The sequence below is a fragment of the Curtobacterium sp. ME-Dv--P-122a genome (genome assembly GCF_030209645.1).
Classification (GTDB): Bacteria; Actinomycetota; Actinomycetes; order Actinomycetales; family Microbacteriaceae; genus Curtobacterium; species Curtobacterium flaccumfaciens.
The window spans coordinates 52,005-76,193 of record NZ_JARVRO010000002.1; the positions used below are offsets into that span (position 1 = coordinate 52,005).

General features: G+C 72.0%; 24 protein-coding genes and 1 pseudogene. 9 read left to right on the forward strand and 16 right to left on the reverse strand.

The genetic code is table 11. From position 1 onward, the window contains the following. Nucleotides 1-14: 14 nt before the first annotated feature. Nucleotides 15-3,425 carry a DEAD/DEAH box helicase gene (locus QRN49_RS01350; RefSeq protein ID WP_284753537.1) on the reverse strand — a complete coding sequence of 1,137 codons (3,411 nt, stop codon included), beginning with the start codon at nt 3,423-3,425 and terminating at the stop codon, nt 15-17. Nucleotides 3,426-3,547: 122 nt separating this feature from the next. Here QRN49_RS01350 and QRN49_RS01355 point away from each other — a divergent pair, with 122 nt between their 5' ends. Both QRN49_RS01355 and QRN49_RS01360 read left to right on the forward strand, forming a co-directional pair. Beyond that, on the forward strand, nt 3,548-3,745 hold the full coding sequence (locus QRN49_RS01355) for a hypothetical protein (RefSeq protein ID WP_027465181.1): 198 nt from the start codon (nt 3,548-3,550) through the stop codon (nt 3,743-3,745). A 200-nt stretch (nt 3,746-3,945) separates the two neighbouring features. Next, the gene (locus QRN49_RS01360) at nt 3,946-4,863 is read left to right on the forward strand and encodes an AraC family transcriptional regulator (RefSeq protein WP_284753543.1); all 918 of its coding nucleotides are present in this window, start codon (nt 3,946-3,948) and stop codon (nt 4,861-4,863) included. Nucleotides 4,864-4,903: 40 nt separating this feature from the next. Here QRN49_RS01360 and QRN49_RS01365 read toward each other — a convergent pair whose 3' ends face one another. Continuing rightward, nucleotides 4,904-6,316 (reverse strand): amino acid permease, encoded by a 1,413-nt coding sequence (locus QRN49_RS01365; RefSeq protein ID WP_111023838.1) that lies wholly within the window; start codon nt 6,314-6,316, stop codon nt 4,904-4,906. 168 nt (nt 6,317-6,484) lie between these two features. Between QRN49_RS01365 and QRN49_RS01370 the strand changes: the two genes are divergently transcribed. After that, a complete protein-coding gene (locus QRN49_RS01370) occupies nt 6,485-6,985 on the forward strand; it encodes a DUF427 domain-containing protein (protein ID WP_284753546.1) in 501 nt (166 codons plus the stop codon). Nucleotides 6,986-7,078: 93 nt separating this feature from the next. Here QRN49_RS01370 and QRN49_RS01375 read toward each other — a convergent pair whose 3' ends face one another. Next, nucleotides 7,079-7,411, reverse strand: coding sequence for a hypothetical protein (locus QRN49_RS01375; RefSeq protein WP_146245731.1), 333 nt, complete (start codon nt 7,409-7,411; stop codon nt 7,079-7,081). Nucleotides 7,412-7,501: 90 nt separating this feature from the next. Between QRN49_RS01375 and QRN49_RS01380 the strand changes: the two genes are divergently transcribed. The 3 genes and pseudogenes from QRN49_RS01380 to QRN49_RS01390 all read left to right on the forward strand — a co-directional run bounded on the left by QRN49_RS01380 (nt 7,502) and on the right by QRN49_RS01390 (nt 8,883). Continuing rightward, the gene (locus QRN49_RS01380) at nt 7,502-7,882 is read left to right on the forward strand and encodes a DoxX family protein (protein ID WP_071404200.1); all 381 of its coding nucleotides are present in this window, start codon (nt 7,502-7,504) and stop codon (nt 7,880-7,882) included. After that, nucleotides 7,849-8,352 (forward strand): annotated as a pseudogene (locus tag QRN49_RS01385) (DUF6264 family protein); the annotation flags it as partial. The gene QRN49_RS01380 and the pseudogene QRN49_RS01385, both read left to right, overlap by 34 nt. A 96-nt stretch (nt 8,353-8,448) precedes the next feature. Further along, nucleotides 8,449-8,883 (forward strand): hypothetical protein, encoded by a 435-nt coding sequence (locus tag QRN49_RS01390; protein ID WP_071404198.1) that lies wholly within the window; start codon nt 8,449-8,451, stop codon nt 8,881-8,883. A gap of 4 nt (nt 8,884-8,887) precedes the next feature. Here the strand turns inward: QRN49_RS01390 and QRN49_RS01395 are convergent, their stop codons facing one another. From QRN49_RS01395 to QRN49_RS01405, 3 genes are all read right to left on the reverse strand, one after another. Continuing rightward, a complete protein-coding gene (locus QRN49_RS01395; RefSeq protein WP_284753551.1) occupies nt 8,888-9,508 on the reverse strand; it encodes a hypothetical protein in 621 nt (206 codons plus the stop codon). Nucleotides 9,509-9,697: 189 nt separating this feature from the next. Beyond that, a complete protein-coding gene (locus QRN49_RS01400; RefSeq protein ID WP_259570223.1) occupies nt 9,698-9,826 on the reverse strand; it encodes a hypothetical protein in 129 nt (42 codons plus the stop codon). Further along, nucleotides 9,826-11,280, reverse strand: a complete 1,455-nt coding sequence (locus QRN49_RS01405) for an APC family permease (protein ID WP_071404196.1) — start codon at nt 11,278-11,280, stop codon at nt 9,826-9,828. The genes QRN49_RS01400 and QRN49_RS01405 overlap by 1 nt, the downstream gene beginning before the upstream one ends. A gap of 97 nt (nt 11,281-11,377) precedes the next feature. Between QRN49_RS01405 and QRN49_RS01410 the strand changes: the two genes are divergently transcribed. Beyond that, nucleotides 11,378-11,806: a DUF6892 domain-containing protein gene (locus QRN49_RS01410; protein ID WP_110865109.1), complete on the forward strand. Its 429-nt coding sequence runs from the start codon at nt 11,378-11,380 to the stop codon at nt 11,804-11,806. A 38-nt stretch (nt 11,807-11,844) separates the two neighbouring features. On the opposite strand, the gene QRN49_RS01415 is transcribed toward QRN49_RS01410, so the two are convergent. Genes QRN49_RS01415 through QRN49_RS01425 form a run of 3 tightly spaced genes read right to left on the reverse strand, consistent with a single transcriptional unit; the run spans nt 11,845 to nt 14,501 of the window. Continuing rightward, nucleotides 11,845-12,456 (reverse strand): uracil-DNA glycosylase, encoded by a 612-nt coding sequence (locus tag QRN49_RS01415; RefSeq protein ID WP_262132566.1) that lies wholly within the window; start codon nt 12,454-12,456, stop codon nt 11,845-11,847. Continuing rightward, nucleotides 12,453-13,655, reverse strand: a complete 1,203-nt coding sequence (locus QRN49_RS01420) for a glycosyltransferase (protein WP_259476035.1) — start codon at nt 13,653-13,655, stop codon at nt 12,453-12,455. Before QRN49_RS01420 ends, QRN49_RS01415 begins: the two co-directional genes overlap by 4 nt. A 9-nt stretch (nt 13,656-13,664) precedes the next feature. Then, nucleotides 13,665-14,501, reverse strand: coding sequence for a DUF429 domain-containing protein (locus tag QRN49_RS01425; protein WP_194653794.1), 837 nt, complete (start codon nt 14,499-14,501; stop codon nt 13,665-13,667). A 77-nt stretch (nt 14,502-14,578) separates the two neighbouring features. On the opposite strand from QRN49_RS01425, the gene ligD reads away from it, so the two are divergent. Continuing rightward, nucleotides 14,579-15,601, forward strand: coding sequence for a non-homologous end-joining DNA ligase (gene ligD, locus QRN49_RS01430; protein WP_284753566.1), 1,023 nt, complete (start codon nt 14,579-14,581; stop codon nt 15,599-15,601). Between the two features lie 48 nt (nt 15,602-15,649). Here the strand turns inward: ligD and QRN49_RS01435 are convergent, their stop codons facing one another. The 3 genes from QRN49_RS01435 to QRN49_RS01445 all read right to left on the reverse strand — a co-directional run bounded on the left by QRN49_RS01435 (nt 15,650) and on the right by QRN49_RS01445 (nt 17,138). Continuing rightward, nucleotides 15,650-15,793 carry a hypothetical protein gene (locus QRN49_RS01435; RefSeq protein WP_155896788.1) on the reverse strand — a complete coding sequence of 48 codons (144 nt, stop codon included), beginning with the start codon at nt 15,791-15,793 and terminating at the stop codon, nt 15,650-15,652. Beyond that, nucleotides 15,790-15,951, reverse strand: a complete 162-nt coding sequence (locus tag QRN49_RS01440; protein WP_163343780.1) for a hypothetical protein — start codon at nt 15,949-15,951, stop codon at nt 15,790-15,792. Before QRN49_RS01440 ends, QRN49_RS01435 begins: the two co-directional genes overlap by 4 nt. A 143-nt stretch (nt 15,952-16,094) precedes the next feature. After that, entirely contained in the window at nt 16,095-17,138 is a 1,044-nt protein-coding gene (locus QRN49_RS01445; protein WP_284753570.1) for an ATP-dependent DNA ligase, read from the reverse strand. Nucleotides 17,139-17,295: 157 nt separating this feature from the next. On the opposite strand from QRN49_RS01445, the gene QRN49_RS01450 reads away from it, so the two are divergent. Then, nucleotides 17,296-18,339: an MBL fold metallo-hydrolase gene (locus QRN49_RS01450; protein WP_284753571.1), complete on the forward strand. Its 1,044-nt coding sequence runs from the start codon at nt 17,296-17,298 to the stop codon at nt 18,337-18,339. Between the two features lie 21 nt (nt 18,340-18,360). On the opposite strand, the gene QRN49_RS01455 is transcribed toward QRN49_RS01450, so the two are convergent. The 4 genes from QRN49_RS01455 to QRN49_RS01470 form a co-directional block, all read right to left on the reverse strand. After that, nucleotides 18,361-18,993, reverse strand: coding sequence for an FMN-dependent NADH-azoreductase (locus tag QRN49_RS01455; RefSeq protein WP_284753572.1), 633 nt, complete (start codon nt 18,991-18,993; stop codon nt 18,361-18,363). Between the two features lie 141 nt (nt 18,994-19,134). Next, on the reverse strand, nt 19,135-20,739 hold the full coding sequence (locus QRN49_RS01460) for a putative Ig domain-containing protein (protein WP_284753573.1): 1,605 nt from the start codon (nt 20,737-20,739) through the stop codon (nt 19,135-19,137). A gap of 253 nt (nt 20,740-20,992) precedes the next feature. Beyond that, the gene (locus tag QRN49_RS01465; protein ID WP_284753574.1) at nt 20,993-22,333 is read right to left on the reverse strand and encodes a hypothetical protein; all 1,341 of its coding nucleotides are present in this window, start codon (nt 22,331-22,333) and stop codon (nt 20,993-20,995) included. Nucleotides 22,334-22,559: 226 nt separating this feature from the next. Then, nucleotides 22,560-24,176, reverse strand: coding sequence for a hypothetical protein (locus QRN49_RS01470; RefSeq protein WP_284753576.1), 1,617 nt, complete (start codon nt 24,174-24,176; stop codon nt 22,560-22,562). Between the last annotated feature and the right edge of the window lie 13 nt (nt 24,177-24,189).

Here is a 24,189-nt window from a genome sequence, read left to right on the forward strand (position 1 = left end):
GCGCGGGCGGCGGATCAGGTCAGCAGGGAGCGGATGTCGTCGGCGGTCAGGTCGTCGGCGAACAGGGCGTCATCGTCGATCATCGTGGCGAACAGCTCGGCCTTGCGCGCGGCGAGGGCGAGGACCTTCTCCTCGATGGTGTCCTCGGCGATGAAGCGCTGGACGCTGACCGACCGGGTCTGCCCGATGCGGTGCGTGCGGTCCACGGCCTGGGACTCGGCGGCGGGGTTCCACCACGGGTCGAGGACGAACACGGTGTCCGCCTCGGTCAGGGTGAGCCCGAACCCGCCGGCCTTCAACGAGATGAGGAACGCCGGGGCGGTGCCCTGCCGGAAGCGCTCGATGACCTCCGGGCGCTTGCGGGTGGAGCCGTCGAGGTACTCGTAGCCGATGCCCCGGGCGTCGAGGGCGTCCGAGACCATCCGCAGGAACGAGGTGAACTGGCTGAACACCAGGGCGCGACGGCCCTCGGCTGCGAGCTGTTCGAGTTCGTCGAGCAGCAGGTCGAGCTTGGCGGAGGGGATCGGCGTCGCCGGTGACACAGGCGAATCCGACCCCGCCGACACCAGCGCCGGCGACAGCGCGAGCATCCGCAGCAGCGTCAGCGACCGGAACACGATCATCCGGTTCTTCGACAGGTCGTCGATCAGGTCGAGGACCTTCAGGCGCTCCCGGTTCAGGGCGCGTTCGTACAGCTCCCGGTGCGCGGGGTCGAGCGTGACCCGGACGACTTGTTCTTGCTTCGGCGGCAGGTCGGCCGCGACGGCTTCCTTCGTGCGGCGGAGCATGAGCGGCCGGATCCGTCGGCGCAGCCGCCCGGTGAGTTCCTGCCGGGCCTCACCGCGGAGCTCGGGAGAGGCGAGGGGCTTCACGTAGTCGTCGCCGAACCGGGTCCACGTGGACAGCAGCCCCGGCGCGACGATGTGGAACAGTGCCCAGAGGTCGGTCAGGCCGTTCTCGAGCGGCGTGCCGGTGATCGCGAACTTCACCGGTGCCTGCAGCTCCGAAGCCACGCGGTGGGTCTGGGACTGCGGGTTCTTCACGAACTGGGCCTCGTCGAGCACCAGCGCCGACCACGGCAGGTCGGTCCAGGCGCGTGCATCGAGCCGGAGCAGCGCGTACGAGGTGACGACGACGTCCGACGCAGCGGCGGTCCGGGCGACGAGCCCGGGGTCCTTCAACGACGTCGAGGTCACCGTCGCGACCCGCAGCGACGGCACGAACTTCGCTGCCTCGGCGGCCCAGTTCCCGACGACCGAGGTCGGTGCGACGACCAGGAACGGGGGAGCGTCGGGCTCCGCGGCACGACGGGCGGCGACCATCGCGAGCACCTGCAGCGTCTTGCCGAGCCCCATGTCGTCGGCGAGCACCCCGCCGATGCCGTGCGTCACCAGGAACGACAGCCACGCGTACCCGGCGTGCTGGTACGGCCGCAGGTCGGCGTGCACGGTGTCCGGCACGGGGACGTCACCCGGGGGAGTCGCCCCGAGCAGCCCCGAGGTGATCGCCTGCCACCGCTCGTCGTGCGAGGTCTCGTCGGCCAGCAGGTCGAACTCGGTCCACAGCCCGGCGTGCAGCGGCGTGACGGCGATCGGCTGGTCGGGCTCCCACTCGTCCAGGTCGCGGGCCTCGTCGATGAGTTCCTTGAGCCGGTCGAACGCGGGGTCGGCCAGCGACAGGTACGAGTTGTCGACGAGCTTGAGCCGTCGCTGCCGACCAGCGAGTGCGGTGAGCAGCGGCGTGAAGGGGATCTGCTTGCCGTTGACGCTGACGATGATGCCGAGGTCGAACCAGTCGTGCTTGTCCGACGGCATCGTCGTGACACGGATGTGCGGCCGCCCGCTCAACCGCTCGTAGTCGAGCCGCTCACCCTGCACGACCGTGCGGACGCCGAGCGACGGCAGCTCGGGCAGGAACTCGTTTGCGAACACCGCGACGTCGGCCCCGTCGATGGTGCCGTCCTGGAACCAGTCCAGTCCGCCGCCGGGTCCCGCAGTGCGGACGGGAGGCCCGGCCGGCGTCGCGTCGTCGGCCGGCGTCGTCGACGTGGTCGGCTCCACCGCCGCGGCCGGGTCCGCGACGGGAGTTTCGTCGGTGCCCGTCGGATCGTCGGCGGCACGGAGCCCGGACAGGTCGGGGAGCGGGCCGTGCAGGGACACCGGGTCCTTCCGGCCGTCGACGTGCCAGCGCCAGTGCAGGTGCACGCGGTCGTCGGTGCGCGGCGCCCGGGCCGGCTCGAACGTCGCGGTGAGGACGAGCTCCGGCGGGGTGCGCTCCGGCAGCTCCACCGAGCCGTCGGAGCTGACCAGGCCGAGGGCACCGCGCAACCGGGGCGACCAGTCGGCCAGGAACTCGTCGACCTCGGCGGTCGGCACGGTGATCCGGGTGCCCTCGACGAGCATGCGGCGCTGGTCCTCGGGCACCGGCGCCGGGGTCGGGGCGACGGCCACCGTGAACTCGGGGCTCTCGCGGAACACGTAGACGCCGTGGTCGCCGATCATCCGCGCTGCACCGGGCACCACGGGTCGGCCGTCGAGCACCGCACTCGCACCGATCGCCACGGCGTCGTCGTGCCGGGCGACGTCGAGCAGCACCTGCGCCTGCGTGCCGAGCACCGCACCGCCCTCGCGCTTGCCGGTGACGAACGCGATGTCGAGCGCCGCGGCCTGCTGCAGGAGCGGCCAGAGCAGGGGACTCCGGAAGTCGTCGAGGTGCAGCCAGTCGCTCTCACCCGGCAGCCCCGCCAGCTGCCCGGCGCGGTGCAGGGCGGCGAGCTGCAGGAACCAGGCGTGCTGCTCGGCACCGACGCCGAGCCGGTTCTGCGAGTAGGGGAGCGTGCCCCAGGTCAGCTGCCCGCGCACCCAGTTGCCGGCGTCGCTGCGGGTCACCGGCCGGACCCCGAGCCGCACGCTGCGGGACGGCGCCGGCAGGGCGCGGCCGGCGGCACGGGCGCGCGAGGCGAGTTTGGCGGGGACCGCGTCACGCAACTCGAACTGCAGACCCATCCGGGTGCCCTGCGAGGTGGGCGCCCGCTCGTCGTCACCCGCGAGGCGGGCGAGGTCGTGCCTCCAGTCCGATGGCGGCGGAGCCGGCGTTTCCGGGCGTGGCCCGGCGTTCGCGGCGAGGGCGCGGGCGTTGATGGTGAGGAGCGCGGCCGCGACGTGCTTGCAGTCGCCGCCGAGCGGGCAGCTGCAGGTGCTGCGGACCGGGCGGACGAAGTCGCCGCGCGCCGGGGTGGTGTCGACGCGGAGTTCGTACGGGTCGTCGGCGGTGCCGGACACGACCGCGGTGACCGTGCCGTCGTCGTCGTGCCAGGTGGCGTCGTCGACCAGGCCGGCGCGGACGACGTCGCGTGCGCGACCGAAGGTCTGCGGCCCCACGAAGCGGATGACGTCGACGGCGTCGATCATCGGGGCAGCAGGCACGGGACCATCGTGCCAGTCGCCACCGACGATCCGGGCCGCCACCCTGTGCGACGGACATCTGACAGGACTACCGTCCAACTCGGAGCGCGACGACTGCGGTCCACGGAACCGATTGGAAACGCATGCCGGACCGACTGCGGTGGGTACGCGACTCAGCCGACCACTGGAACGGGTGGATCGACGCCGAGGTCGTGTGCGACATCACCCGGACCGACACGTACACCGTCGATTCCCCGGACCACTCGCTGACCGGCGGGCACTCGTCCTTCGAGAGCGCCGCCGCTCAGGTGCACGGCTGGGTGCGCTGGACCGGCCGTTAGGCCGCAGAGCGCAACCCGGTTGTACGACCACCCGCTGCTCCCTAGCGTGAGAGGGCAGGCCGGCAACACAACGCACGTGATCACACCGCTCTGCTCGACGAGAGAGAGGTGTTCCCGTCACCGACACGACCGAGTCGCAGACGCCCGCTCCGGGGGCCGATCCTGCTGCACGCCCCGCCCAGCCACGTTCGCTCGTCGCCGTGGCCGGCCAGGACACCGACGAGGCCATCAGCTCGCTCGCCGGCATGTACGCGGGCAAGGCCTGGTACTCCCGGGCCCTCGACCAGGACTACTGGTTCAAGTACGTCGGTGTCGGTGACGAACGACTGAGTGTCCGCCGCTCCCAGATGCACGGCTACCTGCGCGGTGACGTCGCCACCGAGGGCGAGGTCGTCGTCCAGTGGCTCGAACGCGGCGAGGCCCGCGTCGACGTCGGCCGCGACGAGGTGCGCATGCAGCCCGGCGTCCCGACGCTGTTCCCCGTCGAGCGCCGGTTCGAGATGGAGTACCAGGACTGGGACCAGCGCCTGGTGCACCTGCGCCGTGACCTGGTGCTCGACGTCGCCGCCGAGGACCACCTGGTCGACGGCACCATGGCGTTCGACACCACCGCCGCGCCGAACCTCACCGCTGTCGGCCTGTGGCGGACCGCCGTGTCCGGCGCGCTCCGTGCGCTGCGCGAGGAGGGCGACGAGTCCCTCGCCTGGTACGAGGCGCAGCGTGACGTCGCCCGGGCCCTGTTCCGCATGTACCCGCTGCAGGCCGAGCGGTTCCCCGCGGGCTACGGCACCCGCAGCGACGGACGGCTCCGGGCCGCGGTCGAGTTCATCCAGGCACACGCCCACGAACCGCTCACCGTCGCCGACATCGCGCAGGCCGCGGGGCTGAGCATCCGAGGGATCCAGGAGTCGTTCCAGCGGGCGTTCGAGCGCTCGCCGATGACGTACCTGCGCGAGGTGCGGCTCGGACGGGTGCACGAGGAACTGCGGATCCTCGACCCGCAGGCCACCTCGGTGGCGGACGTCGCCCGGCGGTGGGGCTTCGCGCACATGGGGCGGTTCGCCTCGGTGTACGCGAACCGGTTCGGGGAGTACCCGCGGGACACGTTGCGGCGCTGAGGGGCGTGGGCGTGGGCGCTGCCGGCGTCGGCTGCCGCGCTCAGCGCTTCGCCGGCTCGGCCAGCTTGCTGTGCTTCCGCGAGTACCCGAAGTACACGCCGAGCCCGATCGCGAACCAGATCGCGAACCGCACCCACGTCTCCCACTGCAGGAACGTGACGAGCCACAGCGACGCGATGACGCCGATGATCGGGATGACCGGCATGAACGGCAGCCGGAACTGGCGGTCCAGGTCGGGCTGCCGGTAGCGCAGCACCACCACGGCCGAGCACACCACCACGAACGCGAGCAGGATGCCGATGTTCGTGAGCTCCGCGACGACACCGATCGGCAGCACTCCGGCCAGGATCGCCGACGCGATGCCGAGGATCCACGTCACCCGGGTCGGCACGTGCCGCTTCGGGTCGGTCTTCGCGAACCACTTCGGCATCAGGCCGTCGCGGCTCATCGAGAACCAGACGCGCGAGGCACCGAGCATGAACGTCACGAGCACCGTGATGATGCCGACGATGGCGCCGATCGCGATGACGTTCGCGACACCGCCGAGCCCGACCGACGCGAACGCCGACGAGAAGCCCGAGGCGGGGTCGATGTCGGTGTACTTCTGCATCCCCGTGAGCACGAGCGTCGCCAGGACGTACAGCACCATCGAGATGCCGAGGGACAGCAGGATCGCCTTCGGCATGTGCTTGCGGGCGTCGGTGGACTCCTCGGCCGCGGTGGACATCGCGTCGTAGCCGAACACCGCGAAGAACACCGTCGCGGCACCGGTCATCACGCCGCCGAAGCCGAACGGGAAGTACGGGGAGTAGTTCGCGCTGTTGATGTGGAACACGCCGAGCACGACGATGAGCACGACGAGCGCCACCTTGATGCCGACGGCGACGAACTCGAACCGGGCGGCGCTCCGGATGCCGCGCGTGAGCACGAACGCGGTGAGCAGGCACAGCGCGATCGCGAAGACGTCGATGACGTGGCCGTCACCGGTGCCCGGGGCGCCGAGCATCCACGCGGGCAGGTCGATGCCGAACTGGCCGACCAGGAACCCCACGTAGCCGGAGATGCCGATCGCGACCACCGCCACGATCGCCGTGTACTCGAGCAGCAGGTCCCAGCCGATGAACCACCCGACGATCTCGCCGAGCACCGCGTAGCCGTACGTGTACGCGCTGCCGGCCTTCGGGATGAGCCCGGCGAACTCGGCGTACGACAACGCGGCGGCGGCGCTCGCGACCCCGGCGACCAGGAAGCTGATCAGCACCGCGGGCCCGGCGACGCCGTTCGCGACGGTGCCGGCGAGGGTGAAGATGCCGGCGCCGATGATGCCGCCGATGCCGATCGCGGTGAGCTGCCACAGGCCGAGGTGTCGTTTCAGGCCGCCCTCGCCCCCGGCCTCGTCATCGATCGTGTCGATGGGCTTCCGTCGGAACAGGGTGCGTGTCGTCGTCGTCACCCGCCCATGGTGCACCCGGAGACGATTCCGCGCACGGGCGACGTTTCGCGCTGGGCGACACTTCTCGCGCCGCCGGACCCGCGAACTGTCGCTCAGCGCGAAAGAACGGCCCGACGCGCACGCGCACGCACGCGGCTGCACCGCAGGCACCGGGCGTACACCTGGAGCATGCGCCACCCGAAGAGGACCGAGCCCGGCCCCGGCCAGGAGTCCGTCTGGGACTACCCCCGCCCACCCGCCGTCGAGCGGGTCACCGCACGCGTCGTCGTCCGTCTCGGCGGCGCGGTCGTCGCCGACACGACCGACGCCGTCCGCGTGCTCGAGACCTCGCACCCGCCGGTCTACTACCTGCCGATGGCCGACCTGGCCGAGGGTGCGTTGGCCAAGGCGCCGGGATCGAGCATGTGCGAGTTCAAGGGCCTGGCGCGCTACTTCGACGTCGTGGGCGGTGACGGGACGGTCGCGAGCCGTGCCGCCTGGAACTACCCGACGCCCGTGCCCGGCTACGAGTCGCTGCGGGAACGCGTCGCGATCTACCCGTCGGCAATGGACTCGTGCGAGGTCGGCGGCGAACGGGTCCAGGCCCAGGACGGCGACTTCTACGGCGGCTGGATCACGGCGGACATCGTCGGGCCGTTCAAGGGCGCGCCCGGCACGCTCGGCTGGTGACCCGGCGTCGTCAGGCGGGGCGGCCCTGACCCGGGCCGACCCGTTCCGCGAGCGACGGGGCGGACGCGACCCGGGCCTCCCGGCCGGACCGCGTCAGCGGTTGGCGTACGGCGACCAGAACGGCGGCGGGAACGCACCCCCGGTCACGATCACGAGCACCTGCCAAACGAGCATGACGAGCCCAGCCGTCCCGATCACGATGCCGATCCACGACCACACCTGCACGGCTCGGCGACGACCGGCGATCCGGATCGCCCGCCAGCCACTGAGCACGCAGACCAGCCCGAACACCGCACCGAGCAGCACGTGCTGCACGGTCGACTGTGCGGGCACGATGATGCCGAGGTAGAACGCGACCGGTCCGAGCACCACCGCGAAGGTCGCCGGGGCTGCCGGCGGTTCGTGGTCTCGAGCGACTGCTCCCATGGATCGCATGTTAGCGAGTGAACCTCGCTTCGAACACGTCCGAGTCGCGCAGCGCGGGCACCCGGTCGCGGGAACGGGCACCATGGAGGCATGCGTTCCTTCTTCCGCGTCCTGCTCGGCCTGGCCCTCGTCGTCGCGGGCACGAGTCACCTCACCTTCGCGCGCAAGGAGTTCACGGCGCAGGTGCCCGAGTTCGTCCCGCTGGACGACGACACGACGGTGCTCGCGTCAGGGGTCGCGGAGATCACGCTCGGCTCGGCCCTGGTGCTCGCCCCGAAGCCGGCCCGCCGCTTCGTCGGCTCGGTCGCGGCGCTGTTCTTCACGGTGATCTTCCCCGGCAACCTGTCGCAGTGGGTCAACCGGCGCGACGCCTTCGGCCTGGACAGCGACGAGAAGCGCTTCGTCCGCCTGTTCGGTCAGCCCGTCCTCATCGCGCTCGCCCTCTGGTCGACGCGCGGCCGGCGCTCCTGATGGGTGCCCCCGCGCGGCAGTCCGGCCCGGCCCCCGGCGTGGGCCCCGGGTCGGGACCTGCGTCGGGTCCGGATCCGCTCGGGTCCGGTCCGGCGCGCTTCGGTCGGGAGGCCCGGCACCCCCTGGCAGGACGGGCTCGCGTCGCGGACGTGGTCGCCTCCACCGCCCTGCTCGTGGTGCTCACGGTCGGTGCGTTGGCAGCGGGGTGGGGGATCAAGCTCATGTCGCTGGCGTTCGTGTCGTGTGCGGCGCCGGGCAACACCTGCAACGAGACGCTGGGTGACTCCGTCGTCGTCGTGGGACCGATCATCGTGGCGGCGGTGCTGGTCGCGACCATCGCCGTCTGCGTCCTGCGGCTCGTGCGGCGTCGGCTGACCTGGCCGGTGGTGCTCGTCGGCATGGCGGCGATCGTCGCGGTGTTCTTCGCCTCGCTGCTGCTCGTCGACAGCTCGGTCACGCACGGCATCTGAGGGACTCTTCCCTCACAGGCTGGGTTCGTGGAGCGGCTCTCCACAGAACCCCGACCGCGCCTCGGGTGGTGGCTTCCGGTTCGCCACGCTGGAGTCATGCCTGACACCGAGATGCTCGACCGCCTGATCCGTGAACCCGTCCGCACCGACGACGATGTCGTCCGACTCGTCGAAGCCGTCGTCGAACGACCGCTGCGCCGGCAGTGCTGGGTGCTGTTCCTCGACGACCGCGGGATGTCGATCCCGTTCCTGCTGCCGATCGCCGATCTGCCGTACTCCCCGGACGAACACGTCGACGACTTCGCGGCCCTGATCGCCGACATCGTGGCGCAGCTCGGGGCCGTCGACGTCGTGCTCGTGTGGGAACGCCCCGACGCCGACCGGCTCTACCCGGTGGACTGGGAGTGGGTCGACGCCTGCGCCTGTGCCCTCGACGAGCAGTCCGTCCGGCTCCGCGCCCAGGTCGTCGTGCACTCCGGGGGAGCCGCGATCGTCGAGTTCGACGAGGAGACGCAGGCGGTGGCCTCGTGAGCGGTCAACCCTGGGGAGCGGCGTCCGGCACGTCCTGGCCGGTGAGCTCCTCGACGATCGCCTTCGCCTGCGGCCACGACTTCGCGTAGTGGTCCGGGTCGGAGTTGATCTGCACCGCGTGCGCCATCTGCGTCGGGCTCATCGTCTTCCAGCCGGGGACCTTCACGAGCTTCGTGTAGAACATCGTCGCGGCCGTGTACGGGTCCATCCGCTGCTCGTACGTGCCCCACGCGCCGTTGTCGCGCTGCTGGAACAGGCCGCGGCTGTCCGGGCCCGCGGCGTCGCCGTGGTCCAGGTTCACCAGGCTCGACTCGCCGATCGCGGTCATCACCCCGACGGCCTGCGTGTGGGGGCCGATGCCGAGCGCCTGGGCGGCTTCGATCACGTGTGCGGCGTTCACCAGGCGGTCCTGGCAGAAGCCACCGACGGGTCCGGCCGGCACGACCATCCCGCCGATCGTCTTCGCGGCGACGGCCGGGCACACGGGCGTCGGGGTGGCGGCGCTCGACTTCGCGATGCCGGCGAGCGAGTTGACCGCGATCACCACGAGGACGACCACGCCGATGCCGACCGCCACGATCCCGGCGCCGAACACCGAGGCGAGGGTGATGCCGACACGGCGCATGACGGGACCTCTCGAGGGGCTGGGCGGGTGCTGGGCGGGCGGAGCGGGAAGAGCAGCACGAGCGTACGGGCGCCTCCTGGGAAGCCTGCGGCGGCCCGCCGTGATCGCACGCTTCACGAGTGACGGTTCTGGTGCACGAAGCGGGGGCTTCGCGAACCAGAACCGTCACGGGTCACTCGTGCACGGCGGTCAGCGCTCGCGTCGACCGTCCTGTCGACCCCGACCCCGACCCCGACGCAGGCGCCAGCCTCCGGCGGACAGCGACAGCGCGGCGATCACCGCGATGACGACGGTCCAGATGACACCGGTCGCGTCCATCAGACGTCGCGGTGGTCGTGCGGCGGGCGCTGCACCTTCGTCGGCTCCGTCACGAGTCCGGTCGGGGCCTTCTCGGCCTGCTTCCGTCCGTGGGTGAACCAGGTCAGGATCCAGAGCAGCACGCCCAGGGCCAGCAGCGCGCCGGCGATCTGGTACTGCTGCGGGTCACGACCGGACGAGAACGGCAGGACGAGCCAGAGGCACGTGATGATGCCGATGACCGGGATGATGACGCCCGCGCGGAAGTGCTTGTGGTCGACCTTGTCGCGGCGGAGCACGAGCACGGTCACGTTCACGACGGCGAACACCGTCAGCAGCAACAGCGAGGTGGTGCCACCGAGGACGACGACGATGGGGGAGTCGGGGTCGAGCGAGACCCACCCGATCAGCAGCAGCGAGATGAGCGTGGTGAAGACGATCGCGGTCGACGGGGTGCGACGGGCGGGGGAGATGCGGGACAGGAAGCCCGGCAGCACGCCCTGCTTGCTCATGCCGTAGAGCAGACGCGACGCCATCATCATGTTGATCAGGGCGGTGTTGGCGACGGCGAACATCGAGATGAAGGGCAGCAGGTCGGCGATCGGGAAGTCCGGCGCGGCGGTCTGCACGACGGTGACGAGCGGGGTCTCGTTGCCGGCCAGCTCACCGATCGGCACCACGGCCACGGCGCAGATCGACACGAGCACGTAGATCACCGCGGTGATGCCGAGGCCGGTGAGCATGATCTTCGGGAAGATGCGCGAGGGGTCCTTGGTCTCCTCGGCCATGTTGACCGAGTCCTCGAACCCGACCATCGCGAAGAACGCCAGCGACGTCGCGGTGCTGATGGACAGCAGCAGGGACTTGTCCTCCGGCGTCTCGAACATCACGACCCGCGAGAAGTCCGCGTTGCCGCCCGCGATCGCCCAGAACCCGATCAGGATCACCATGACGAGACCGGACAGCTCGACCAGCGTCAGCACGACGTTCGTCTTGACGCTCTCGCTCACCCCGCGGAAGTTGATGAACATCACCGCGAGCATGAAGCCCATCGCGATGAGCATCACCACGCCGTTCGGCAGCTCGATGCCGAACCCGGCGCCGAGGTTCGCCGCGAACGCCCGCGACGCCGTCGACGCCGACGTGATCCCCGAACACATCACGATGAACGTCACGATGAAGGTGACGAAGTGGATGCCGAACGCCTTGTGCACGTAGAGCGCGGCACCGGCGGTCTGCGGGTACTTCGTCACGAGTTCGAGGTACGAGAACGCCGTCAGCAGCGCGACCGCGAACGCGATGAGGAAGGGGAGCCACGCTGCCCCGCCGACCTCGGCCGCGACCTGGCCGGTGAGCGCGTAGACACCCGTGCCGAGGATGTCGCCGACGATGAAGAGCAGCAGGAGCTTGGGACCGATGACCCGGCGGAGCTCGTGCTGCTCCTGCTGTGGGCGGTCCGTCTTGGTGGTGGCCATGCGTCACCCTTGCGCGCTGGATGCCTTCCTGTCCAGTCCCACAGGAAGGTTTCTCGCGATCGCAACACGGTCGCTCGGCGACGGATACGCTCCGGCCATGGACCAGCAGTCGAACACCACCGAGGAGCCCATCGAGTTCGCGGACTTCAACGCGAAGCTCCTGGTGCTCGACGTCCTCTGCTACGACCTCGACGTCCTGGACCCCTACGACCCGGACGCCGAGGACGAGACCGACGAGGACCTCGACGTCGACGGGCAGGACGACCGGGCGCGCGAGTACTACGACGACCTCGACCTGCTGCCGTCGCACCTGTCGCTCGTCACCGAGATCACCGTGGACTCCGACCTCGAGGTCCTGCAGGACGTCCACCCCGGCTGGGACGGCTCGGACGACCGCTTCGACCCGCAGAACTGGGACGACCTGCTCGACCTGCCGGAGCTCCGCACCGTGTACGCAGCCGCACCGCTACCCGCCCACGTCGCCGAGCGGCTCGCGGCCAAGGGCGTCGAGGTCCGCTCCGCCTGAGCGGGACGCGACCGCGACGGACCGGGGCGGACAGACGGCTAGCGGTCCAGCGCCCGCAGCTGTTCGGTGAACTGCTTCGCGCCGCCCTGCGCCGGGTGCCGCACGGCGGTCGCCTCGATGCCGGCCAGGGCGAGCGCTCCCTGCGCCTTCCGACCGACGGCGACCACCCGGACCCGGTCCACGCCGCCGAGGGCCTCCAGCAGCGCGAGGGCGACGGGGGCTCCCGAGCGGACCTCGGCGGGTCGGGGCGTCCGGTTCGTCAGCCGGTCCGGCGCCACGAAGGGGTGGTGCGGGAAGATCGCCCACGCGACGGGGAGCGCACCGCGCCAGCCCTCCAGCGCAGCGTGCACGACGCGGGACGAGGCCTCCCACGGTGCCGTCGGCTCCGGTGGCACGCCGTACTCGGGTCCGAGCTCGCGCATGCTCGTGAACGGGACACCGGTGTTCGTCATGCCGCGCCACCCCGGTGCCTCGGCCACGAGCAACGTGTCGGCCCCGGGCCCGGACTGCTCCAGGTACCGCGTCAGGTTCGCTCGGCGAAGTCGTCCCTCGGCCGATCCGACGTCGTAGAGCGCCTCGGCGTCCGACTCGACGGGCACGGCGTCGAGCGCCGCCCAGAACGCCGCGAACCGACCGCCCGTGCCGCTCACGATCGCCCGAGCACCCGGCGGTAGACGTCCTCGAGCCCCGCGGCCGACCGCTCCCAGCTCAGGCGCTCCGCGTGCTCCCGACCCGCAGCGGCGAGCCCGGCGGCGTAAGGACCATCCGTCAGGATCCGCTCGATCTCGGCTGCCCACTCCTGCGGGTCACGGGACTCGAGCACGACGCCCGTCTCCCCGTCGACCACGGCCTCACGCAGGCCCCCGGCAGCGGCGGCCACGACCGGCACCCCGGAAGCGGAGCCCTCGAGCGCGACGAGCCCGTACGTCTCGGAGTGGGACGGCACGAGCACGGCTGCCGCGCCACGGAACAGGAACGCCAGGTCGGCACGCGACTGCGGCCCGATGAAGGTGACGTGGTCGGCGATGCCCCGCGCGTCGGCGAGCCGACGCAGTTCGTCCACGTAGTCGCCCGCCTCACTCGAGACGTCGCCCGCGATGACCAGGGTGGGGCGGGCCTCCAGGCTGATGTCCGCGATCGCCTCGATCGCCAGGTCCAGGCCCTTGAGCGGTTGCACGCGCGCAGCCGCGACGACGTAGGGCGTGGCGGCGCGGCGCGCACCGACGGCGGCGGGGCGGAAGACGGACCCGTCGACCCCCGGCGGCACGATCCAGATGCGGGCGTCGTCGCCGCCGAGCCGGGTGCGCACGGTCGAGGCCTCTGCCTCGGACACCACGACGACGGCGTCCGACTCGCGTGCGAGCAGTTCCTCGCCGGCGATGCGGCCGGCGGACTCGGGTCGTTCGCCCTCGGACAGCGGCGTGGCCGGGTCGGCGGCGATGGAGTGGAACGACTGCACGTGGGGGATGCCGCGCTCGCGGGCGACGGGCAGCGCGGCCGCGCCGGAGAACCAGTGGTGCGAGTGCAGGACGTCGAACGGCCCGAGCTGCTCCAGCTCGTGGCGGAACGGTTCGATGAACGCGTCGTGCTCGCCCTTCGGCACCGGCTCGGCCGGCCCCGCGGACAGGAACCGCAGGCACACGCCCGGCACGAGCGACACCGAGTCCGGCTGCGTCGGGGCGGACCGGCGCGTGATGATGTCCACGTGGTGGCCCAGGTCGGCCAGCGCCTCGGCCTGGTGTCGGACGACGACGTTCATGCCGCCGACCTCGCCCGAACCGGGTTCGTCTCCGGGGGAGGTGTGCAGCGACACCAGCCCGATGTGCAGGGGTTCGGTCGTCGTGCTCACCGCTCAACCCTAGCCGCGCGGCCTCCGCTGCGACGGGCGCGCGGGCGCCACCACGACGGGCCGGCGGCCCGCCTCGTCCAGCGGGTCGCACAGGAGGGCCGGATCACCTCCCAGGATCTGCACGCGGTCGTCGCCGTGTCGCTCCCAGAACGCCGCCGTCCACGCGCACAGCGCCCCGTCGAGCAGGTCCTCGCGGTGCTTGTGCGTCGGACCGTGCAGCACCGACGGGTCGGCGAGCCGCTGCGTCAGCGGGTGGGAGTCGAGCAGCAGCGGCGGGTCGAGCGGGGTCTCGCGCAGCCGCCGGACCAGTTCGTCGAAGGCCTCGGCGCGACGGGCACGTGCCTCGGCGGCAGGGATCCGGAGGTCGAGCCGTTTGTACCGGGGCCGTTCCACGTCGTAGCCGAGCTCCTCCACCCCGACCAGGGTCGTGTACGGGTAGCACTCGAACATCGCCGGACCGGTGCGTCGTCGCATCGAGTCCGTGTCGGAGACGTACCCGACGCCGAGCGCGGTCAGCCGGTCGAGCAGCGCTGAGCCGGCGCTCGCCGCAGACGCCTGGTTGGTCGGGTTCGCCGCGACCTTCCACCGGCCGTACCGCTGCCCGACCTGCCGCTCGGATTCGCGGATGCCCGTCGGGTTCGTCACGACGAGCGAGGCGTCCACGGCGATCAGGGATCGTGACCCGAGGTGCTCGGCGATCCAGTCGGTGACGGCGTCGACGCCGCGGGCCCACCCGGCGTCGGTGATCGTGCCGTCGGAGTCCATCGCGACCAGCCCGGTCTCGTTCGCGGCCTTCCGATCCGAGCCGAGTCCCCACGCGAGGTCGATGCCGAGGTACGCGTTCACCCGCCCATCCTGCCGTGCGGGAGCACGGGCGGGCCGGGCTGCGGGCGGGCGGCCGGCACGCGTGTACGGTCCGCTGCATGGCGAGCGAAGCGACGACGGTGCGGGTGCCGGGGCCCGACGGTGACCGTGAGGTCCGGATCAGCAGCCCCTCGCGGGTGCTCTGGCCCGAGGCGGGCATCACGAAGCTCGACCTCGCGGAGTACCTCGTCACGGTGGGCGACGCCTTCGTCCGGGCGAACGGGGACCGGCCGATCTCGCTGCAGCGGTTCCCCGGCGGCGTCGACGGCGAGCAGTTCTTCTCGAAGAACCCGCCCAAGGGTGCGCCCGACTACGTCCGCTCGGTCACGGTGACCTACCCGAGTGCCCGGTCGCACCCGCAGCTCGTGATCGACGAGCCGGCCGTGGCGGTGTGGGCCGCGCAGATGAACACGGTGGTCTTCCACCCGTGGGCTTCTCGTGCCGAGGACAGCGACCACCCGGACCAGCTCCGCATCGACCTCGACCCGCAGCCCGGCACCGACTTCGGCAACACGGTGCCGGTGGCCGAGGAGCTCCGGAAGGTCCTCGACGAGGTCGGTCTGACCACCTGGATCAAGACGAGCGGCAACCGCGGCCTCCACGTGTTCGCGCCGATCCGCCCCGAGCACGAGTTCCTCGAGGTGCGGCACGCGGTGATCGCCGCGGCGCGCGAGCTCGAACGCCGGATGCCCGACCGGGTCACGACGGCGTGGTGGAAGGAGGAGCGGGGGCAGCGGGTCTTCGTCGACTTCAACCAGGCGAACCGCGACCGGACGATGGCAGGTGCCTACAGCCCCCGAGCTCTCGCACACGCCTCGGTGTCGACGCCGATCACCTGGGACGAACTGCGCACCGCGGACCCGACGACCTTCACGATCCGCACGGTGCCGGAGCGGCTGCGGACCACGGGCGACCCGTGGGAGTCGATGGGGGAGCAGCCGGGCAGCATCGCGCCGCTGCTCGAGTGGTGGGAGCGGGACCTGGCGAACGGCGAGGGTGAGCTGCCGTTCCCGCCCGACTTCCCGAAGATGCCGGGGGAGCCGCCGCGCGTGCAGCCCTCACGGGCGAAGAAGCCGAGCTGAGGCCGAGCGGCCCAACGGCCGAGCAACCGGGCCCAGCCGAGCCGAACCTCAGGCAGCGGAGGAGACGTCCCGCTGACGGTCCGGGTCCTCGACGCGCGTGGTGTGCGTCGGCAGCCCGATGCTGGCGGTGTGCAGGCGGGTCAGCCGCGACCAGGTGCCGCGGTGCACGTCGGTGATGCCGTCGACGATCACGAGCCGAGTCCGACCGTGACGAGTGCGAGCGCCGTGGCGGTCACGCCGGCGATGGCGCTGATGACCGCGCTGAGCTGCAGGACGCGCTGGCGCCGTGCCTCTCGGACTTCTGTGAAGGGGCTCCGCCGAGGGTGGCGGACAAGCGTGCTGGTGCTCATGTCGACCGCTTTCGATCCGGGCGCCCGGACTGGACGCCTCGTGCTGCTGAGATCATCCTGGCACGGCTTCGCTAGTTCGGCTAACTACTTTTCCCCGAACGTGACAGAACAGCGACAAACGGACACCGCAGTGCGTTCCGTCGTCAGGACAGCACGTCGCTCAGGTCGTAGGCACTGGGCACCTCGAGCTGCTCGAACCCGCAGGACGTCGCCTCCCGGTCGGGCCGCCACCGCTCGAACTGCACGGTGTGCCGGAACCGGTCGCCCTCCATCTGGTCGTACCGGACCTCGAGCACCAGCTCCGGCGCCAGCCGGACGAACGACGTGTCGCGACCCGACGAGAACCGCGACCGTTCCCCGTCACCGGTGACGGGCCTCCCGTCCGCATCGCGGATCACGACGGGCTCGAGCTCGTCGATCAACGCGGCCCGGCGCTTGTCGGAGAAGGCGGAGACGCCGCCGACCTGGCGGAGCTCGCCGTCCGCGTCGTACAGGCCGACCAGCAGGGACCCGACGCCGGAGCCGCTCTTGTGCACGCGGTAGCCGATGGCGACGACGTCGGCGGTGCGGTGGTGCTTGATCTTGAGCATCGAGCGCTTGTTCGGTTCGTACGGCCGCGCTCGCGGCTTCGCGACGACGCCGTCGAGCCCGGCGCCCTCGAACGTGGTGAGCCACTCGCGCGCCTGCTCGACGTCGAGGGTGGTGCGGGTGACGAAGAGCGGGTCGGTCATCGCGTCGCCGAGCTGCTCCAGGCGCTCACGACGCTCGTCGAAGGGGCGGTCCACCAGCTCCTCGCCGTCCACCGCCAGCAGGTCGAACGCCACGAACTGCGCCGGCGTCTCGACGCTGAGCTTGGCGATCCGCGAGGCCGCCGGGTGGATGCGCTGCGACAGCGCCTCCCAGTCGAGGCGCTCGGCACCGGGTTCCCCAGAGCGCAGGATCACCTCGCCGTCCAGGACGACCGGGTGGTCGCGGCCGCCGAACTGGGCGCGGAACGCCTCGACGAGCTCGGGGAAGTACCGGGTGAGCGGCTTGGCGCCGCGGCTGCCGATCTCGACGTCGTCGCCGTCGATGGTCACGATGCCGCGGAAGCCGTCCCACTTGGGTTCGTACCGCAGCCCGCCCTTCGTGCTGTCCGGGTCGGGGACGGTGGCGACGGCCTTGGCGAGCATCGGTGCGATCTCCATGGGTCCTGTCTACTCGCGCGCGTCGGCGGGGCTGCGCACTTCGTGAGCAGGAATGGTCGGGTTCGGCTCGACGACCCGACATCTTCTGCTCACGATGCGCGGCCGGGAGGCCCGGATCACGCCGGGTAGGTCGGCCAGCGTCGGTATCGTGGCGAGCGTGACGACCGCGCCCCCGCCGGCAGCGCCGGCCCCGGAACCGATCAGCCCCGTGCAGGCCGCCGCGCTCCGCGACGGCGTCCTGCCACCCGTCGAGCAGGTCCGGCCGGGCATCTGGACCCTCGCGGTGCCGTTCCGGTTCGGGGTGCCCGACGCCACCCTGGTCTACGTCGTCGAGGGGTCGGACGGCTCGCTCGCGGTGATCGACCCCGGGTGGTCGGCCGACGGCGGGCTCGCCGAGCTGCGGGACGGGCTCGCCGCGATCGGACGGAACCTGGACGACGTGTCGCTCGTGGCCGTGACGCACCTGCACGCCGACCACCTGGGTGCCGCGGCGGCCGTCCGCCGGGTAACGGGAGCACGCGTGGCGATGCACGGCCTCGAGGTCCGTGCGCTCGAACGGGAACGCGCCGACGCCGAGCGGAACGACGCCGACATCGCGACGTGGGGGCTGCCCGAACACCTCCGGGCCGGGGTCGTCGAGGCATGGGGCAGCGGACGCCGGATCGGGATGGGGCGGATCGAGGCGCCGTACGCCGACGTGCTGCTCGAGGACGGCGACCTGCTGCCGATCCCCGGTCGGACGATCCGCACGCTGTGGACCCCGGGGCACACGAGCGGGCACGTGTGCTTCCTCGACGAGGCCGACGGGCTGCTGTTCTCCGGCGACCACGTGCTGCCGCGGATCAACTCTGGCGTCGGACTCGGCGGACGGACCGGCACGAACCCGCTCGGCGACTACCTGGCGTCGCTCGCGCGGCTCGACCCGTACGCCGACCTCGAGGTCTGCCCGGGGCACGAGTACCGGTTCGGTGACGTCGTCACCCGCGCGCAGACGCTGGCCCGGCACCGGGAGGAACGCTCGCGCCACGTTGCCGCGGCCCTCGATGCGTTGGACCGTCCGACGCTGTTCGAGGTCGCCGCCCGGGTGCCCTTCAGTGGCGGGATCGAGTCGATGACCGGGTTCCTGCTCGCGAGCGCGCTGACGCAGACGGCCTTCCACGCGGAGCTGCTCGGGCGGGCCGACGAGGTGCGGCCCGCCTGACGAACGCCGCGGCCGCAGGGGTCAGCCGAGCGTCGTCGCCAGGCGCTCGATCGTCGTCTTCGCGTCGGCGAGCTCCGCGGCGGCGTGGTCGGCCAGCGGTGCGAGGTCCGGCAGCCGGTCGGCCAGGGTCGCGCTGACGGTGATCGGGTACAGCTTCATGCCGAGCGCGGTGCCGAGCACGATGTGCAGGACGGGGGAGCCGTGGTCCCAGCCCTCGGTCGGGGTGCCGGCGTCGTAGGTCGCGCCGCGGCTCACCACGGTGACGACGGGTCGTCCGGCCAGGGGCTGCACGCCGCCGGTCAGGATGCCGGGGACGTGGATGCGGTCGATCCAGGCCTTCAGGGTCGACGGCACGGTGTAGTTGTACAGCGGCGCACCCACCACGACGACGTCGGCGGCCAGGAGCTCGTCGATGACCTCCTGGCGGAGGGCCTCGGCCTCGGGCGCGACGGTCTCCTCGGCGGTGCGATCGGCGGCGGCCCAGTGCAGCGCCGAGCTCTCCAGGTGAGGGAGCTGGTCGACGTGCAGGTCCCGTCGGACGACCGTGTACTCCGGGCCGCGGGCGCGCCAGGCGTCGGCGAAGGCCGCGGTCAGTGCGCGCGAGCGGGAGTGGGACAGGTCGGCCGAGGAGTCGATGTGCAGCAGCGTGGGCATGTCGCCAACGCTACCGGCGCGGACCCGGCCGGGCGCGGATGCGAAACGGCCCCGCCTGCTCCGGTGCGGGAGCAGGCGGGGCCTTCACGGGCCTCCCGTCCACCGCGCGGGCACGCGACGGACGGGAGACGTCTCAGGGTGTCAGCGCTGGGCGCGACGACGACGCGCGAAGCGGGCGCCGATGAGGCCGGCACCGGCGACGAGCAGGCCGAGGGCCCACGGCAGTGCGTCGGTGGTGTCCGAACCGGTGTAGGCGAGCTGCCCGCCGGTGTTGACCGGGGCGACCGGGGCTGCTGCTGCCGGCGGAGCCGGGACGGGCGCGACGATGCCGGTGACGGTGGGCTGGACCTCGACGGCGAAGGACGTGCTGAACGAGCCGAACGCGACGGACAGGTTGTGCACCGAGGCGTGCGGGAAGGTGACGCCGACGACGCCGAAGTCACCGAGCTCGGGGTCCGGAGCGATCACGTCGCTGGCGATGTCCGACGTGACGGTCGGCAGCACCACCTCGTCCTCGTCGGCCAGGACGTCGTTGCCGAACCGGTCGACGAGCCCGCCCTGGACGACGAGCGTGCCGCCCTGCTTGACCGTCGGACGGCCACCCTCGGTGAGCTCGACCGAGAAGGAGTCGTCGGTGGACTCGGAGTCGACCGTGTAGACCGAGCCGTCGGGCGCGATGATCCACGTGCGCTGCTTGTCAGCGGTCAGCTGTGCGCGGTCGATCGTGTAGACCTGCACCCCGAGCGGGGCGCCGGCCTCGACGTTCAGCGACACGTACTGGGTGACCGACTCGGTGCCGCTCGTCGCGGTGACAGCGAAGGTGTACTCCCACGCGTCGGTGGCGACGCCGCTGAGCTCACCGGTCGAGGCGTCGAAGGAGATGCCGTAGGGCAGCTGCTCATCGGGCTCGGGGATGTACTCGTCGCCGTTCTCGTCGAAGTACGTGGTGTCCTCGAGCTCCTCGTCGTCGAACCAGGTGAGGCTGTACTTCGGCTCCGGGAAGCCCTGCGCGCGGAAGGTGTGCGAGAAGGCGTCACCGGCGGCGGTGCTCAGCTCGAGCGGGCTGTCCTGCGTGGCGCCGGCCTTGGTGGGCTGGCCGTCCTCGCCGAGGAACGCCGGGGTCTGCGTCACGGCGGCGGTGGCCTCGGACTCGACCGTGGAGGTCTCGGTCGCGCCGGGCAGCGTGCCCGTCACGGCGACCGTGATGGTCTTGCGGACGTCGGTCGGGTCGACGACGTAGCTCGCGGCCTTCGACAGGACGTTGCCGTCCTGGTCGGTCCAGGAGTACTTGTACCCCGCCTCGTCGTCGAAGCCGGTGACGACGGCGACGAGTCGGGTGCCGACCTTGGCCGTGCCCTCGATGGTGACGGTGGCGTCGGCGGCCTTGGCCGTGACGTCCGGCTTCGGGGTCTCGGTCGGCTTCGGAGCCTCGGTGGCGGCCGGCGCGGTGGTCTCCGGCGCGGCGGGCTCGTCGGTGACCTCAGGGGTCGGAGCGGGGGTGTCCTCGGCCGGAGCCGGGGGCTCGGGCGCGGTCTCGACGGGTGGGTCCGTCGGCGTGGGCGTCTCGTCGGAGACGACGGGAGCCGGAGCAGGCGTCTCGACGGCCGAGATCGGCTGCGGCGTGTCGAGCGTCTCGGCGTTGGCGGCCGTCGCGGTCATGATGCCGAGGCCTGTGGTCAGGCCGACCAGGGCGACGGTGGTGCCGACGGCGCAGGCGCGACGGACAGTGGAGGTGCTGCGGTGCACGGGGTCCCCCAGGGATTCGGTCCGGGCTCATCGCCCAGATCATGTGAATTTGCCGAGAATGTCGGCGTTCTCGGATCGTAGCGGGATGACGTTGCCGGGCTGTGACGATTCACCGGAATGTGACCCGGGTTGGGGGTGCGTGCGGGAAACCGCCGGACCCCCGCACGCGCGGCGCACCCTGTGGGCTCGGAAGGACGGACGGGAGGCGCGGTGCGGGCCCGCACCGCGCCTCCCGTCCGTCCGGGGCCGCCTCTCAGGCGCGACGGCGACGCAAACGGTGGACCAGCAGACCGCCGCCGGCGGCGAGCAGGCCGAGCGCCCACGCCAACGGCGTGGTCTCGTCGGCGCCGGTGTAGGCGAGCGTGCCGCCGGTGCCGCTCGTCGTGGTCGCGACCGCGGCGGTGGCGACGGGACGGACGGCGACGACGAACGTGGTCGAGGCGCCGCCCTGGGTGATGGTGAGACGGTGGTCCGAGGCGTGCGGGAACGTCACCTTCGAGGCGTCGCCCCGGGGATCGGTGACGACCCGGTCCGACGCGACCGAGCTCGTCACCGTCGCGCCGAACCCGGTGCTCACGGAAGCCGGGGCGGTCGGGTTGCCGAACCGGTCGACGGCGAGGCCGGACACCACCAGCGAGCCGCCCTGCTGGACGGGGATCGACGCGACGGTGCCGAGGGGCTCGCCCCCGCCGGAGAACGCGCTGATGACGCCACCGGGCGCGACCGACCAGCCCGTTGCGCCGGGTGTGCCGGTGTCGACGATCGCGCGGACCCCGATGGGTGCGGCCGGCAGGACGGTCAGGCGCACGTACTCCGTGGCGGTCGCGGTGCCACGGAGGGCGACGACCTCGAAGTCGTACGTGCCAGCGGTGGTCACCGTGCTGGTGAGCACCCCGGTCTCGACGTTGACGGTCAGGTCGGACGAGGGCGCGTCCTGGATCGCGTACGCCAGCGATCCCGTGCCGCCCGTGGTGCGGAACGTGTGCGTGAACGTCGCGCCGGCGGTGGCGGTGAGGGCGAGCGGCTCCGCCTTCGTCGAGGGCTCGGTGAAGACGACCGGCGACGGCGAGACGGTCAGGCGGACGTACTCGATCACCTGTGTCGAGCCGCTGAGCGCCACGACCTCGAAGTCGAACGTGCCGGCGGTCGTCGGCGTGCCGCTCAGCACGCCGGTCTCGACGTTGACCGTGTAGTCCGCCGACGGGGCGTCCTGGATGGCGTACCCGACGGTGCCGTTGCCGCCCGTGGTGGTGAACGTGTGGCTGAACGGCGTGCCGACCGTCGCGGTGAGCGCGATCGGGGCGGCCTGGGTCGACGGCTCGGTGAACGCGAGGTCGCTGCCGTCACCCGGTGCTGCCGCCGGGGCGGCGCTGTCCGTGGCCTTCGCGGCGGGGCTGGCGCCGGGCGTCGGGCTGGCGCTCGGCGTCTCGGCGGCCGTGGAGGTCGCCGTGGTGCTCGTCGGTGTCGTCGTCCCCGTCGGCGTCGCCGCCGTCGCGGGCGCGCCGACGCCGATGACCGAGCCGATGGCGGTCGCCGCGACGACGATGCCGATCGTCGCCGCGCGGCGGACGGGCGGCTTGGTGGACTGGTGCATGGTTCCCCCTCGGGAGTCTGGTGGTGAGCACGCGGTGCCCGCGCGCTCCTCGGTGCTGACGTTACGGTTCGCGGACCCGTTCCGACCCCTGCCGGAGATCACGGTTTCATCTCGGTACTACCGGCTCTCATCTGGGGTTTTTCACAGAATCGCGCAAAGACGGACCGGAGGCGCGGGCGGTCCTGCCCCGCGCCTCCGGTCCGTCAGGCGGTCGCTGTGACGTGCCTCAGCCGAGTCGGCGACGCAGGCGCCAGACGAGCAGGCCGGCGCCCGATGCCAGGAGGCCGAGGGCCCACGCGAGCGGGCCGGACTCGTCGGCGCCGGTGTACGCGAGGGTGCCCGATGCGGTCGGCGTGTGGGTGGTCGTGACCGTGGTCGTCGCCGTCGGCTGCACCTCGAAGCGGATGGTGCTCGTCACGTCCCCGGACGCGACGGTGACCGTGTGCGGCGACGCGTGCTCGAAGGTCACCCACGTGGCAACAGCCTCGGGGTCGTACTCGATGCGGTCACTGGCCACGTCGCTCGTGAAGGTGAGGTCGGTGTGGTCGCCGACCGGCTGCCCCTCGGCGTCCACGGCCAGGGCGCGGATCTGCACCCGGTCACCCTGTCGGGCCGGGACCGCGTCGACCTGCTGCGGGTCGCCGTCCGCCGGGTAGTAGGTGATCACGTCGCCCTCGACGCCCCACCGGTCGCCGGACGTCCCGTCCGCGGGGAGCACCCCGATGGTGATGCCGACGACGGCAGCGCGGGCTTCGGAGACGCGAACCGTGAACGAGGTCGAGACGCCGCCCTCGGACACCGTCAGTGTGCGGGTGCCCGGCTCCGAGAACGTCACCGTGTTCGCCGACCAGTTCGGGTCCCAGACGACGCCGTCGGACGCGGTGGTGCTCGTGACGGTCGAGCGCGGGTACTCGTCGCCCGGGGTGGTGCGGTTGCCCAGCGCGTCGACGGCCAGCCCCGCGAGGGTCATCGAGGAGCCGACCGTGGCGGGGACCTCCGACACCACGGTGTCACCGGTGCCACCCGGCGCGTACTCCCGGATCGTCCCGTCGGCGTCGACCTGCCAGCTGACGTCGGAGTCCGAGCTGTCGACGCCGAACGTGACACCCACCGGGGCCCCGGGCTCGATGTCGACCCGGACGTACCGCACGGCGGTCTGGTGCAGGTCGGTCGCGGTGACCTGGAACAGTGCGGGGCCGTCGAACGTGCTCTTCGGGGTGGCGCTCAGGACACCGGTCTGCTCGTTCCAGGACCAGCCGTTGACGTCGTTGGTTGGGTCGAAGTTCAGCGGGTTGAACAGGTACTCCAGTGGGCCGTCGCCGCCCTGGGCGGTGAAGGTGTGCGAGAACGGCTGGCCGGCGGTCGCGGTGAGGACGATCGGCGCGTCCTTGCTCGACGGCTCCGCCCAGGTGACGGGCGTCGATGCCTCGGGGGCGGGCTGGTCTGCGGCGGCGGGGGTCGTCGTCGCGGTGCCCGCGGCGGGCGGTGTGGTCGCGGCCGGGGTGGTGTCCGGCGTCGCCGTCTCGTCGGTCGGTGCCGGTGCCGGTGCCGGTGTCGGTGCAGGCGCCGGTGCCGGGTCGGCGGTCTCGCCGTCCGGTGCGGCCTGCGCCGTGTCGGGAGCGGTGTCGGTGTCGGTGTCGGCCGCCGTGGTGTCGGTCGCGGCGTTCGCGGTGGTCGCGTCCTGCGGAGCCGACGTCGTGGTGGTGCTCGGTGCAGCGGTCTCGTCGGTCGCTGCGGAGGCGGCGCTCGCCCCGATGCCGAACGCCGACGAAGCGGTGACGATCGCGATCGCCGCTCCGATCGCCGCGCTACGGCGGAAGGTGTACTTGCAGGACTGGTTCACGGGATCCCCCTCG